General features: G+C 62.6%; 15 protein-coding genes. 3 read left to right on the top strand and 12 right to left on the bottom strand.

What is annotated here, in order from left to right; all coding sequences use genetic code 11:
* Position 1 precedes the first annotated feature (1 nt).
* Positions 2-661, top strand: coding sequence for a hypothetical protein (locus HEP69_RS18640; protein WP_290560005.1), 660 nt, complete (start codon positions 2-4; stop codon positions 659-661).
* A gap of 6 nt (positions 662-667) precedes the next feature.
* On the opposite strand, the gene HEP69_RS18645 is transcribed toward HEP69_RS18640, so the two are convergent.
* Genes HEP69_RS18645 through HEP69_RS18680 form a run of 8 tightly spaced genes read right to left on the bottom strand, consistent with a single transcriptional unit; the run spans position 668 to position 6,835 of the window.
* Positions 668-1,801, bottom strand: a complete 1,134-nt coding sequence (locus tag HEP69_RS18645) for a flagellar type III secretion system protein FlhB (protein ID WP_290560006.1) — start codon at positions 1,799-1,801, stop codon at positions 668-670.
* A gap of 6 nt (positions 1,802-1,807) precedes the next feature.
* Positions 1,808-2,563 carry a flagellar biosynthetic protein FliR gene (locus HEP69_RS18650; RefSeq protein WP_290560007.1) on the bottom strand — a complete coding sequence of 252 codons (756 nt, stop codon included), beginning with the start codon at positions 2,561-2,563 and terminating at the stop codon, positions 1,808-1,810.
* A 3-nt stretch (positions 2,564-2,566) separates the two neighbouring features.
* Positions 2,567-4,660 carry a flagellar biosynthesis protein FlhA gene (flhA, locus tag HEP69_RS18655; RefSeq protein WP_290560008.1) on the bottom strand — a complete coding sequence of 698 codons (2,094 nt, stop codon included), beginning with the start codon at positions 4,658-4,660 and terminating at the stop codon, positions 2,567-2,569.
* Positions 4,661-4,664: 4 nt separating this feature from the next.
* Positions 4,665-5,426 (bottom strand): lytic transglycosylase domain-containing protein, encoded by a 762-nt coding sequence (locus HEP69_RS18660; RefSeq protein WP_290560009.1) that lies wholly within the window; start codon positions 5,424-5,426, stop codon positions 4,665-4,667.
* Positions 5,426-5,695: a flagellar biosynthetic protein FliQ gene (locus HEP69_RS18665; protein ID WP_290560010.1), complete on the bottom strand. Its 270-nt coding sequence runs from the start codon at positions 5,693-5,695 to the stop codon at positions 5,426-5,428. The genes HEP69_RS18660 and HEP69_RS18665 overlap by 1 nt, the downstream gene beginning before the upstream one ends.
* Before the next feature lie 36 nt (positions 5,696-5,731).
* Positions 5,732-6,049, bottom strand: a complete 318-nt coding sequence (locus HEP69_RS18670; protein WP_290560011.1) for a flagellar hook-basal body complex protein FliE — start codon at positions 6,047-6,049, stop codon at positions 5,732-5,734.
* 6 nt (positions 6,050-6,055) lie between these two features.
* Complete coding sequence (gene flgC / locus HEP69_RS18675; RefSeq protein WP_290560012.1) at positions 6,056-6,469, bottom strand: flagellar basal body rod protein FlgC; 414 nt, start codon at positions 6,467-6,469, stop codon at positions 6,056-6,058.
* 12 nt (positions 6,470-6,481) lie between these two features.
* Positions 6,482-6,835 carry a flagellar basal body protein gene (locus HEP69_RS18680; RefSeq protein WP_290560013.1) on the bottom strand — a complete coding sequence of 118 codons (354 nt, stop codon included), beginning with the start codon at positions 6,833-6,835 and terminating at the stop codon, positions 6,482-6,484.
* A 70-nt stretch (positions 6,836-6,905) separates the two neighbouring features.
* On the opposite strand from HEP69_RS18680, the gene HEP69_RS18685 reads away from it, so the two are divergent.
* Positions 6,906-8,270, top strand: a complete 1,365-nt coding sequence (locus tag HEP69_RS18685) for a FliI/YscN family ATPase (protein ID WP_290560014.1) — start codon at positions 6,906-6,908, stop codon at positions 8,268-8,270.
* 81 nt (positions 8,271-8,351) lie between these two features.
* Here HEP69_RS18685 and HEP69_RS18690 read toward each other — a convergent pair whose 3' ends face one another.
* From HEP69_RS18690 to HEP69_RS18705, 4 genes are all read right to left on the bottom strand, one after another.
* A complete protein-coding gene (locus tag HEP69_RS18690; RefSeq protein ID WP_290560015.1) occupies positions 8,352-9,173 on the bottom strand; it encodes a flagellin in 822 nt (273 codons plus the stop codon).
* A 135-nt stretch (positions 9,174-9,308) separates the two neighbouring features.
* Entirely contained in the window at positions 9,309-9,797 is a 489-nt protein-coding gene (locus tag HEP69_RS18695; RefSeq protein WP_290560016.1) for a flagellar biosynthesis protein FlgI, read from the bottom strand.
* Positions 9,794-10,102 (bottom strand): rod-binding protein, encoded by a 309-nt coding sequence (locus HEP69_RS18700; protein WP_290560017.1) that lies wholly within the window; start codon positions 10,100-10,102, stop codon positions 9,794-9,796. Before HEP69_RS18700 ends, HEP69_RS18695 begins: the two co-directional genes overlap by 4 nt.
* A complete protein-coding gene (locus tag HEP69_RS18705; protein ID WP_290560018.1) occupies positions 10,102-11,235 on the bottom strand; it encodes a flagellar basal body P-ring protein FlgI in 1,134 nt (377 codons plus the stop codon). Before HEP69_RS18705 ends, HEP69_RS18700 begins: the two co-directional genes overlap by 1 nt.
* A 164-nt stretch (positions 11,236-11,399) precedes the next feature.
* Between HEP69_RS18705 and HEP69_RS18710 the strand changes: the two genes are divergently transcribed.
* Positions 11,400-12,149 carry a response regulator transcription factor gene (locus HEP69_RS18710; protein ID WP_290560019.1) on the top strand — a complete coding sequence of 250 codons (750 nt, stop codon included), beginning with the start codon at positions 11,400-11,402 and terminating at the stop codon, positions 12,147-12,149.
* The last annotated feature ends 4 nt before the right edge of the window (positions 12,150-12,153 follow it).

Here is a 12,153-nt window from a genome sequence, read left to right on the forward strand (position 1 = left end):
CATGATCCGCAATGTCACCGGAAAGCTTTTGATCAGCGGCTTTGCCGTTGCGCTCTTTGCCAAGGCGGCGACGTCGTTTCCGTCCGGCCCGGTGCCGCGCGACCCGCCCTTGCCGACCGGCAGCGATCTGTTCGTGCTGGTCGCCGACGAGGAGGAGAGCCCCATCGTCGATCCCGGTGAGATCCCGTCCAGCGCCCTGCTGGGTGCGGGCGAGGCGTTCCCCAATTGCGAGGTGCCCGAGCGGGTGCTGCAATCGCTGCATGAGGAGCGCGCGCTGCTGGATGCGCAAAAGAAGGCGCTGGCGGATCGCGAATCCGAAGTGGCGCTGGCGCGTGAAAAGCTCGATATCGAGAAAGCCGCGCTGACCGAGCTGCAAGCCTCGATCCAGGAGCTGTTGGGCAAGATCGAGGCGCAGCAGACCGAAGATCTGGACCGCCTGATCGCGCTTTATCAGAATATGAAACCGGCCGAGGCCGCGATGATCATGAACGATCTGGATATCGAGGTGATGATCATGGTTCTGGGCAAGATGTCGCCGCGGGTGGCGGCGCCGATCCTGGCCCGGATGTCGCCGGTGCGGGCGCGGGCCGTGTCCAAGATCATCCTGGAACGGTCCAAACTGCCGGGCGATCAGCGGCTGGACGGGGTGCGGTTCAACTGATCCGCATCAGCGCGGATCGGTCATCAGCATGGAATTGGCCGGCAGGGTGCCTTTGAGGTTGCTTTCGAGATCCAGGACAAAGCCGATGATCTCGGCCAGCACCGCCCAATGCTCCACGGGCACCGTGCCATCCACTTCGATCACCTCATAGAGCGCGCGGGTCAGCGGCACATTCTCGACCATGGGGACATCGTTCTCAAAGGCGATTTCCCGGATCCGCCGCGCCATGTAATCGGCGCCCTTGGCCACGCAGACCGGCGCCGCGTCACTGCCACGGTCATATTTCAGCGCAATGGCCAGCCGTGTCGGGTTGGTCAGGATGACCGTGGCCATTGGTACGGCGGTGGCCATCGCCGTGGCCGAGCGTTGGCGCCGGAGCTGTGCGCGTTTGGCCCGGATCTCGGGCGAGCCTTCCAACTCCTTGTGCTCGTCCTTGACCTCCTTGTGCGACATACGGTTCTTGCGGATCCAGTCAAAGCGTTTCCAGATGATGTCGAAGATCGTGATTGGCACCAGCAGCGCCGCGACCACCAGCAGCAGTTTCACAGCCGCTTCGGCCAGATAGCCCGGCAGCTTTTCCGGCAGAAAGCCCGGCCCGGTCCACATGTCGCTGACGGCCTCGTAGGTGGCCCATATGGCCAGGGCGCCGACCGCCAGAACCTTGAGCAGGCTCTTGAGGAACTCGACCAGGGAATCCGCTGAAAAGAGCCGTTTGAGACCCGACAGCGGAGAGATATTCGAGGCTTTGGGCTTGATCCGGTCCAGCGCGATGACCGTTTCGCCGCGGATCACGACACCCATGGCGGCCCCGCCCAGCAGCAGCAGGAAGATCGGCGCCAGCGCGACGGCCACGGCGATCATGAAATGGCTGAATACCGCGTCGAGCTGGGCCAGCCCGGCCGCCCCTTCGCCCACCACGATGCGGCCCGACATGTCAAAAAGCTGGGCAAAGGCCTCGACCAGAGGGGCGGTCTGGGCGGGCAGGGCGAAAAGGCCGATCAGGGTCAGCGCCACCACCACCATCAGATTGCCGGTCTCACGCGAGGCGGGCGTGTCGCCCTTGTTGCGCGCATCGTTCAGCTTCTTCTCGGTGGGCTCCAGCGTCTTGTTGGAGCGGTCGGTATCGTCGTTTTGCGCCATCGCCGGTCAGAACTGAAAATCGCCCAGCCAATTGGCCAGGTCATTGAGAAAGAACTCCATCATCGCCGGGGTGGCGACCAGAAGGATGAAAAAGCCCACCGCGATCAGCATTGGCGCGCCGACCAGAAACACCGGCAGTTGCGGCATCATCCGGTTGGCCAGCCCAAGCCCGAGGTTCAAGACCACGCTCATCACGAAAAAGGGTGCGGCGATGGCTGTGCCGATATAGATCGAATGCTGGGCCGCGCGCACCGCCTGGCTGGCCAGATCGTCGAGCATCACCATGCCGAACGGAAACGCGGTATAGCTGTAAAGCAGCGCCTGAAGGATCAGATGATGGGTGTCGGTGACAAAGATCAGGGTGATCGTCGCGATCAGCAGGAGCGAGGCGACAAGCGTCGCCCCTTCGAACGATCCCAGCGACGGACCGAACGCATTGGCCAGGCCCGAAACCTGCCCGATCTGAAATCCCGCGAACTCCATCGCGGCCAGCAGGATGCGGGCGACCAACCCGATCCAGAGCCCGATGGTCACCTCTGCCCCCAGCATCCAGGCCACGTCTGTCGGATTGCCGGGAAAGACGGTCGGCACCGGGGTTGCGGGGTAGAGGGCGGCACAGATGACCAGCGCCAGCATCAGGCGCGGCCGCATCGGCACCTGTGTCTCGCCAAAGCCCGGCATAAAGACAAGGGCCGATCCGATGCGCGCCACGACCAGCAGATAGCCAAAGATCAGACCGGCCGCGGCGGCGTCGAAATCCACCGCTCAGCCCCCCACGGTGGCCACGGTGCGCAGCATGGATTTGCGGTGCACCTGGCTGTGGGACAGGACCGGTGTGGTGGGGCTGACCCGTTCAAGGACCGAGCGCACATAGGGTCGCACCGCGGGCGCCACCAGAAGCGCGGGCCATTCGTCGCTGGCTGAAAAGGTCTGGATCTCGCGTCGCGCGGCCAGCACGAACTCCTGGACCCGCTGCGGCGACATGATGAAGTTATCCTCGCCGTTCTGATGCGACACGGCGGCGTTCATCTCGCGATCCCATTCCTCGCTGAGCGTGATGACCGAGATATAGCCCTTTGGATCGGTGAGCGACCGGCAGATCTGTTGCGACAGGCGCATGCGCACATGTTCGACCACGGCTTGGACGTTCTGCGTGGTGGCCGAGGCCTCTGCCACGGCTTCGATAATCCGGGGCAGGTTGCGGATTGACACCCGTTCGGCCAGCAGCGCCTGCAACACATGCTGCAACAGAACACCGGGGGTCTTGTTGGGGATTTCGCTCAGCAGGTTCTGGTATTCCTTGCCCTGGCTCTGGATCAGCTCCTGCGTGGCGCCATAGGTCAACAGGTCTGGCATATGCTCTTTGATGACTTCGGTGATATGGGTGACGATCACGCTTTCAGGATCGACCACGTTGAGGCCTTGCATCTCGGCCTCCGCCGCGCGGGTCTCGTCGACCCAGACGGCGTCCAGGCCAAAGGTCGGCTCGCGCAGCCGTTCGCCGGGAATGTCGAAATCGGGTGACGGCAGGATGACCATCATCAGGCCCGGGCGGACCTCTCCGCGCGAGGTTTCCACGCCATGGAGCGAGATCGTATAGGTGTGGGCGGGCAGTTCCGCCGCATCCTTGATCCGAACCGGCGGCATGATAAAGCCGTACTCTCCGGTAAAGAGCGTGCGCAGGCTTTTGACCTTGCCGGGCAATGCGGCGTCCATCGACGTGATCAGCGGCACCAGCCCGTTGCCCATGCTCAGCCGGATGTCGTCGAGGCGCATCGCCTCGGCCACCGGATCGACCGGCTCCTCGGCCTTTGGCGCGTTTTCGGCGGCGGTGTCCGCGGCCTCCTGCTTGGCGGCTTCGGACCGCATCTTGAGCCCCAGAGCGGTGAGCCCGGCGGCCAGCACCGCAAACACCATGAAGGGAAAACCGGGCAGAAGGCCGACCAGAAGGCACAGCACCGCTGCCATGAACAGCGCTTTGGGAAAACCGGAGAGCTGGGCCAGGACGGCCTCGTTTGCGGCACCTTTCGAGCTGCCCTTGGTGACCAGCAGCCCGGCGGCCAGCGACACGATCAGGGCGGGGATCTGGGTGACCAGCCCGTCGCCGATGGTCAGCACGGTGTAGTTGTTGGCCGCCTCGCCCAAAGACAGGTCATGCGACGCGATCCCGATCAGGATGCCGCCGGTGATATTGATCAGTGTGATGATCAGCCCGGCAATCGCATCACCGCGCACGAATTTCGACGCCCCGTCCATAGAGCCGTAGAACGCGCTTTCCTCTTCCAGCACCTTGCGGCGGTCGCGCGCCTGTTCGTCATTGATGATCCCGGCATTCAGATCGGCATCGATCGCCATCTGCTTGCCCGGCATCGCATCGAGAGAGAACCGCGCCGCGACCTCGGCGATCCGGGTGGAGCCTTTGGTGATCACGATGAAATTGATGATGACCAGGATCGCGAAGATCACGATTCCGATGATGAAATCGCCCGACACGATGAAATTGGCGAACCCCTGGATCACATTGCCCGCCGCGTCCGGCCCGGTGTGACCTTCGCTGAGGATCAGGCGGGTGGATGACACGTTGAGCGCCAGCCGCAGCATGGTCACGACCAGCAATATCGTCGGGAAGGAGTTGAACTCCAGCGGCGACGGGATCCACAGCGCGACCATCAGGATCAGCACCGCCAGCGACAGCGAGATCGCCAGACCGAAATCCAGCAGGATCGGGGGCAGGGGGATGAACAGCGTCGCGAGGATCACCACGACGCCAAGGGCAAAGGCCACGTCCCGATTGGCCATGCCAAAGCGTGCCAGGCTGAACGAGCCTGTGCCGGAGGGGGTGACGTCGTTGCTGCTCATGATCTCAGAAGGCCTCCTGGAAAGCGGGCAGAACCGGAGAGAGAGGGTGGCGCGAATAGATCGAGAACGCGGATTCCGCATCCGCCGCATCGCCCCACAGGACGGGGGGTGCGGGCAGCGTCTGGGTCTGCGCCTCGGCCAGACGGGGGCCGGAGCCGCGCGCCAGGGCCGAGATGCGCGCGAACTCGGCATTGGCGACGGCGTGATTGCGTTTGAGCGCGGCAAGATAGCGGCGGCGATGGTCGTCGGTGCGGGAATGATAGGCGCCAGCGGCGCGCCACCATGTCCCCTCGCTGTGCTTGAGGTCGGTCAGGAACCGGGCCGCGTAATCGGCATTCGCCACCGGGTCGAAAGCCTGCTCCAGCGAGGCAAACGCGCCCTGATGCCAGCGCAGGTTGATCTGCATGCAGCCCACATCGATGGACCGCATTCCCTGGGCCAACTGGGTCCGGACCCAGCCGATGGCCTGGGCGCGGGACTTAAAGAATATCCCCTTGCCTTCGGCATTCACCGCCCAGGGCCAGACGGTGATATCGCCATCGACCTGCCGCCCGGCCTCCTGAATGCCGATGGCCAGCAGCAGGTTGTCGGGGATATCGTAGCGTGCCTGCGCATCCAGGATCGCGGCAAGGCAGCCGGTGTGTCCGACCGGCGCCGCCGGAACCGTCGGGCGGGACGGCGTATAGAACCCAGACCACAGATCGGCCTGCGCGGGCAGGGTCGCGGTCAAGAGTGCCGCCGTGAGGGCGAAGGGCATCGCGCGCATCAGATCCCCCCGCTGACGATCAGGTCAAAGATCTGCGCCGACAGTTCGCGGAGCACGCCATAGGTGAAGGGCAGCGTCACCCCCAACACCACGAAGATGACCACGATCTTTGGCACGAAGGTCAGCGTCATCTCCTGGATCTGGGTCAATGCCTGAAAGAACGAAATCAGCAGCCCAACCACCAGCGAGCTGATCAGAACCGGGGCCGAGCCCCACAGGATCGCGCCGATCATATCCCTCAGAATGTCCAGAATACTGGTGCTGTCCACGTCGCGCCCTTTGTCATCCCCCCGGTGGGGCCTTGCTCAGATCTGCATCCGGATGATCTCACGGTAGGCCTCGACCATCTTGTCGCGCAGCGCGACCGAGACCCGGACGGTGCTGTCCATGGCCATCGTCGCCTCGACCACGGCCTGCATATTGGCCTGACCCGCCAGCCCGGCAGAGGCGACCTGATCGCCGGTGCGCACGGTCTGCACCGCCTGCTGCGCCGCATCCTCGACCATGGCACCAAAGCTTTGACCCAGGCTTTGCGTGTCGGTGGTGACGGATTGCACCTCGCGCGCCTTGCCATAGGCGGCCTGGATCGTGGCGCTGGAGGGGGTGACGGGGATATCGGTCATCTTAGCCTACTTCAGAAGATCAATCAGCGCCCGGCGCATTTCCCGCGCATTGTTGAGCATGGTGAGGTTCGCCTCATAGCTGCGCGAGGCCTCCCGCAGGTTGCTCATCTCCAAAAGCGGGTTGACGTTGGGATATTTGACAAAACCGTCCTCGTCCGCGGCCGGGTGCGAAGGCTCATAGCGGATGTCGAAATTGGTACTGTCCCGCGACACCTCGCCGATCTGGACGATCGCGGCTTCGGTCTTGGGGTCGATGCCGGTCTCGAACGACAGGGTCTTGCGCTGATAGGGGTCTTCGCCGGGCCGGGTGCCGGTGGAAAAGGCGTTGGCCACGTTTTCGGCCACGGTGCGCATCCGTTCCCCTTGCGCGCGCAACCCGCTGGAGGCGGTGGCGGTGACGGCTCTGAGCGGGTCATCCATCGGCGTTCTCCGTTAACGGCTGGTCACGACGGTGATCATCATCTCATGCGCCTTGCGGTAGAGATTGGTGGCCACGCGGTATTGCCCGCTGGCGGAAGAGGCTTCCAAGAGCTGCTCCTCTACCACGACATTGTTGCCTGACAGCCCGGTGTTCCAGGTGGTCTGAGACTGTTCGACCCGCGCCGACGGCAGGCTGGCGGTCTTCTGGGCCCGTTCGAGATAGCTTTCAAAGCTCTCGACCTCGCGCGCGCGGTATCCCGCAACATCGGCATTGGCGATGTTCTCGGAGATCGTGCGCTGGCGGTCGGACACCCATTGCAGCCGCTTCGAGGCAAGATCGAACAAGTTCACTTTATCAAGGTTCATCATGAACTCCTAAGGTCTTGCTTAAAGTATAGCAAAGAGTAAAAGGATTAATAGGGGGTTTATTCTTTGCATGGAAACATTTTCAACGCTCACCCACAAGATTTCAAAGGTTTCGGCCACCGTCATAGCAGGGCAGGTGCGCGGTATCGTCGGGCTGACCCTGACCGTTGCCGGGCTGGAACGCGCGGCCGTCATCGGCCAGCGATGCAGGGTGATCGGGCGCCATGGCGTGGTCGAAAGCGAGGTGGTGGGCGCCGGGGCGGAGGGTTTGCGCCTGCTGCCATTCGGCAAATGGGAGGGCGTGGCGGTCGGTGATCGGGTGGAACTGGTTTTGAACGACGCAGGTATCCACCCCGATGACAGCTGGATCGGGACGGTTGTCGACGCGCTGGGGCGGCCATTGTCGCGCGCGCCCCGGTTCTCGCGGGGGCGGCGCACGCCAACCTCCTCCAGGCCGCCCCCCGCCTTTGAGCGTCGGCGCGTGGGCGAGAAGCTGGAAACGCAGATCAAATGCGTCGATGTCTTTACGCCGATTTGTCAGGGTCAGCGGATGGGCATCTTTGCCGGGTCGGGGGTGGGCAAATCCACCCTGATGGCGATGCTGGCGCGCAACACCAATGCCGATGTGATCGTGATGGGCCTGATCGGGGAAAGGGGCCGCGAGGTGCGCGAGTTCATCCAGGAAGACCTGGGCGAGACCGGGCTGGCCCGGTCGGTCGTTGTCGTCTCTACCGGGGACGAGCCGCCTCTGCTGCGCCGTCAGGCCGCCTGGACCGCGATGAGCGTGGCCGAGCATTTTCGCGCGACCGGGCGGCAGGTGCTGCTATTGCTCGACAGTGTCACACGCTTTGCCATGGCGCAGCGGGAGATCGGGCTGGCCATCGGTGAGCCGCCGACCACGCGGGGCTATCCGCCGACGGTCTTTTCAGAGCTGCCGCAATTGCTGGAACGCGCCGGGCCCGGGCGGGACGGTGAGGGCGACATCACCGGCATCTTCACCGTGCTGGTGGACGGCGACGACCTGAACGAACCGATTGCGGATGCGGTGCGCGGCATTGTCGATGGACATCTCGTGCTGGACCGGCAGGTGGCCGAGCGCAACCGCTATCCGGCGATCAACGTGCAGCGGTCGATCTCGCGGATGCTGCCTGGCTGCCATGACGCGGATCAGCAGGCGATCCTGGGCGCGGCGCGACGGGCGATGGCGCGGTATAGCGATATGGAGGAGCTGATCCGCGTGGGCGCCTACAAACCCGGATCGGACCCCGAAACCGATCACGCGATCCGCTTTTTCGAGGAGGCCGACCCCTATCTGTCGCAAAATCGGGGCGATCAGATCCCGGCGGCGCAAAGCTTTGCCGAGCTTTATCGGATGTTGCTGAATGCCGGGATCGATGTGCCTTTGCCCGGTGCGCCCGCAAGCGATGCGGCCTAAAAGAAAAGCCGACCGACCCGCGCGGCGGGACGACCGGCCTGACCAAGGGGGACATGGATCATGCCCCCCAACTCGTTATCCTTAGCGGAAGAGGCTCAGGATATTCTGAGGGGACTGGTTGGCAATCGAGAGCGACTGCACGGCCAGCTGTTGCTGAACCTGGAAGGCCTGAAGCCGCGCGGCCTCTTCTTCCATATCCGCATCGACCATCGCGCCAACACCGGAATCGAGCGTGTCGATCAGGCTGTCGAGGAACTGTTGTTGCCCTTCGATGGTCTGCTCGGCCACACCCAGATCGGTTGCCGCGGTCACGGCGGCCGCGTATTGCCCTTCGGCCGTGGCCAGATCTGCGGCGATGTCCGTCGACGTGGTCAGGTCAATCGCGTCCAGTGCGGTGACGATTGCCCCAAGGTCCACCTCGTTGAACGACACCGTGGTTGTCGCAAAGCTGCCCGAGGCGCGGCTGATCCCGGTCACGACCGTTACCGGATCGGTGGAGTCGATCAGGTTCGACCCATTGAAGGTCGATTGCGAGATTGCTGCGTTCATCCGGTCGATGAAACCGTCCAGTTCGTTCTGAACGTCGTTCAGATCCAGGCCTGAGCCTTGGGCAAACGCAACGCGCTCGGAGAACTGATCGGCCAGATCGGCCACGGTTTCCGCGCCAAGACGGCCTGTCGCGATCGAGTTCTTGGTGGTGGTCAGGCCCTCGTTGATGGCCTGAAACATGCCGCTGTCGCCTTTCATCGTCATCGAAATGGCGAAATAGGCGGCATTATCCTTGCCCGAGCTGATTTTCAGACCGCTAGAAACGCGGTTTTGGGTTTCGGTCAGACCACGGTTGACGTCGTTCAGCGTGGCCAGTGCGACCATCGCGGAACTGTTTGTGAGAATGGATGACATTTAATGCGTTCCTCATGCCTCAACTTTTTTGTTTTGCAGTCTTCTGACTGAGGGTGACGATGCACCAAATCGGACAATAGGGTAAGCAAGGTTAAAAGAAGGTAAAAACAATACGGCAAGTTTAAGGCGGATTGTTCAGATTTCCTGGTCCAAACGCACCTGCGCCTTGCCCGATTTCGAGAGCTTTTCACCGCTCTTGCCGTAAAGACCATCGAGACTGGTGCGGTTGATCGCTTTTTCGATCTCGCGCGCGATGGTGGCGGCGACACCGGCCATGCGGCTCAATAGCTCGCTATCCTCTTCCAGCGCGGCTTTGAACGCGGTGAGTTTCTCCGGCAACCCGCAGTCCTTGGCCATGGCATGGGTCAGGAAGGGTTCGACAATCGGAGCGCGCAGTTCCAGCCATTTCAGGGTCTCGGCCTTTTGCGCATAAAACCCGCCGACAGCATCAAGCTGACCGCGCCCGATCGCGGCGATCTCCTCGCGGATGAGGGCGGTCGCCGCGTCGAGTTTTTCGGCATAGGCGTCCAGATGCGCGCGATCTTCATCGGTCAGAACCTGGGTGCCCAGATCCCGGTGCCGCGCCTGCATCCGCGCGCCCAGCCGCAATGCACGCTTGGTCATCCCGCCCCCTTATCTGCCTGGCTCTTGTAGGCATTCATCATCTGGTGAACATTCTCAGCGATGCCCAGACCGCCATTCTCGGCCAGGTTTTCGGCCAGCGACTGCGACAGGACTGACCGCCACATCTCGGCGGCGTGGTTGCCCATGGTCGCGCCCATATCGACGGTCTTCATCATCTCGTCGACCATCTGGCCGAGAAAGACCACCTCAAAGGCCTTGGCGGCATCCCGCTCGGCCCCGGTCTTGGAGGATGCCCCGCCCCCGGCGGGGTCAAGCGGGATGGAGATGGGCGGAAGGGATGTCATCAGATGATCTCCAGATGGGCATGAAGGGCGCCTGCCGCCTTGATCGCCTGGAGGATCGAGATTGTCTGGCGTGCGGTGACACCGATGGCATTGAGCCCGTTGACCAGATCCTGAAGGCTCACATCGCCCTGGAGGATGGTGAACCCGCCCTGACGCTCCTGCACTTCGATCTCGGTTTCAGGCACGACCACCGTGGTGCCGCCGATGCTGAAGGGTTCGGGCTGGCTGACCGAGAAATTCTCCTGCACGATGACCGTCAGACCGCCCTGACTGACCGCGACCTGGCCAATGCGTACATTGGCGCCGATCACGATGGTGCCCGAGCGGTCGTCGACCACCACGCGGGCGATCCCGTCCGGAGTGACCGGCTGGTTTTCGATGGCGGCGACGGTCTTGACCAGATCGCTTTTGTCGCCGACATAAACCTCGACCGTACCGGGGTCTTTGACCTGGGCCGAGCGGGGGCCCAGGACCGCATCGACAGCGGCCCCGATCCGCGAGGCTGTGGTGAAGTCCGGTTCGTGCAGCGCAATGCGAAAACTGTTGAGCTGGGCCAGCTCGAAATCAATCTCCCGCTCGACGATGGCACCGCTGTCGATCCGCGCGGTGGTGGGAACCCCATCGACAATCGATGCGGCGTTGCCCTGGGCCAGAAACCCCGAGGCTACGATCGGCCCCTGGGCGACGGCGTAGATCTCTCCATCCGCGGCGGTCAGCGGTGTGACCAAAAGGGTGCCGCCGCGCAGATTTGTGGCGTCGCCCAAGGACGACACCGTGACGTCGATCCGCGATCCCCGCCGGGCAAAGGGGGGCAGGTTCGCGGTGACCATGACGGCGGCGGTGTTGCTGGTATTAAGCTGGGTGCTTTCCAGGTTGGCCACGCCCAGCCGTTCCAGCATCCCCGCGATCGCCTCGCGGGTGAAGGGGCTGGCATTGAGCCCGTCGCCGGTGCCCTGAAGGCCCACGACCAGCCCATAGCCGATCAGATGATTGTCGCGCACCCCTTCAAAGCTGGCGATATCCTTGATGCGCACCTGTGCGTCCGCAGGCTGTACCAACACCGCGACCGCAAGCAACCCCAGTAGAAGAGCAGATCTGAGCCCGTCAAGCGGCAGGGTATACACCGAATTCATCTCCTCAGAGCGTCTATTGCAGAGGACAATAAGTGGTTAATACTTGCAAAGTCCATAGATTTACAAAGATAGTATCAATTTTTTAACCTTTTTATTGTTGTCTATTAATTTAATGCTTGCTACCCATCAATGGCAGGCAAGAACAAAGAGAGGCGGAGGTGTCGATGCGCGCCTATGTTTACGAACCACGGCAGAAGCGGCGGGCATCTCTGGCATCCGAGCTGGAAGGCGTTGATATCAAGCCGCATTTCGTGGACGAGGATTTCTTTGGCGAAGGCCGGGAGCAATTGGCGCAGCAGGTCGAAAGCTCGGACGCGATCCTTTTGGGAGAGGGCGAAAACACTCAGTCTCTGATCCGAGCGGTGCGGCGCGCGGGGCTTGATAGCCCGCTGATCGTATTGCGCGACTTCCGCAATGCCCGCGACACCTCGGCCGCGCTGGATCAGGGGGCGGACGATGTGATCGTACAGCCCATTCGCGGAGCTGAGCTATTGTCGCGGATCAACTCGATCATCCGGCGGGCGCATGGCCACGCGGCTGAATCCGTCGTGGTCGGTGAGATGGTGGCCTATTTCGATGGGCGCGATCCGATGGTGTCGGGCTCGAACATCAAACTGTCCAAGCGCGAACACACCATTTTTCTGCACCTTGCGCTGAACTCAAACAAGGTGGTGTCAAAGAACGCGATCTATGATGCGGTCTATGGGGCAAGCTTGGACCAGCCGTTCGACAAGGTGATCGACGTCTATATCTGCAAGCTGCGCAAGAAGATCGCCGCCGCCGCCAAAAGCGGGTTTCAATATATCGAGACCGTGCATGGCCGGGGATACCGGCTGGGCGCGCCCGAGGGGTACGACATTGCCCAGGATGGCGAGCAGCCCCCCTATCAGAACGTCTATGCCAAGGCGCAGTAGCGCG

It is taken from the genome of Aestuariivita sp. (assembly GCF_021404545.1).
In the GTDB taxonomy this organism is placed as follows: Bacteria; Pseudomonadota; Alphaproteobacteria; order Rhodobacterales; family Rhodobacteraceae; genus Aestuariivita.

Excerpts from the sequence above, each read along its gene's own strand:
- flhA (WP_290560008.1), bottom strand. The coding sequence starts at position 4,660 with ATGAGCAGCAACGACGTCACCCCCTCCGGCACAGGCTCGTTCAGCCTG.
- HEP69_RS18695 (WP_290560016.1), bottom strand. The coding sequence starts at position 9,797 with ATGACCAAGCGTGCATTGCGGCTGGGCGCGCGGATGCAGGCGCGGCAC.
- HEP69_RS18670 (WP_290560011.1), bottom strand. The coding sequence starts at position 6,049 with ATGACCGATATCCCCGTCACCCCCTCCAGCGCCACGATCCAGGCCGCC.
- HEP69_RS18690 (WP_290560015.1), bottom strand. The coding sequence starts at position 9,173 with ATGTCATCCATTCTCACAAACAGTTCCGCGATGGTCGCACTGGCCACG.
- HEP69_RS18680 (WP_290560013.1), bottom strand. The coding sequence starts at position 6,835 with ATGAACCTTGATAAAGTGAACTTGTTCGATCTTGCCTCGAAGCGGCTG.
- HEP69_RS18705 (WP_290560018.1), bottom strand. The coding sequence starts at position 11,235 with ATGAATTCGGTGTATACCCTGCCGCTTGACGGGCTCAGATCTGCTCTT.
- HEP69_RS18660 (WP_290560009.1), bottom strand. The coding sequence starts at position 5,426 with ATGCGCGCGATGCCCTTCGCCCTCACGGCGGCACTCTTGACCGCGACC.
- HEP69_RS18640 (WP_290560005.1), top strand. The coding sequence starts at position 2 with ATGATCCGCAATGTCACCGGAAAGCTTTTGATCAGCGGCTTTGCCGTT.
- flgC (WP_290560012.1), bottom strand. The coding sequence starts at position 6,469 with ATGGATGACCCGCTCAGAGCCGTCACCGCCACCGCCTCCAGCGGGTTG.
- HEP69_RS18645 (WP_290560006.1), bottom strand. The coding sequence starts at position 1,801 with ATGGCGCAAAACGACGATACCGACCGCTCCAACAAGACGCTGGAGCCC.
- HEP69_RS18710 (WP_290560019.1), top strand. The coding sequence starts at position 11,400 with ATGCGCGCCTATGTTTACGAACCACGGCAGAAGCGGCGGGCATCTCTG.
- HEP69_RS18700 (WP_290560017.1), bottom strand. The coding sequence starts at position 10,102 with ATGACATCCCTTCCGCCCATCTCCATCCCGCTTGACCCCGCCGGGGGC.
- HEP69_RS18685 (WP_290560014.1), top strand. The coding sequence starts at position 6,906 with ATGGAAACATTTTCAACGCTCACCCACAAGATTTCAAAGGTTTCGGCC.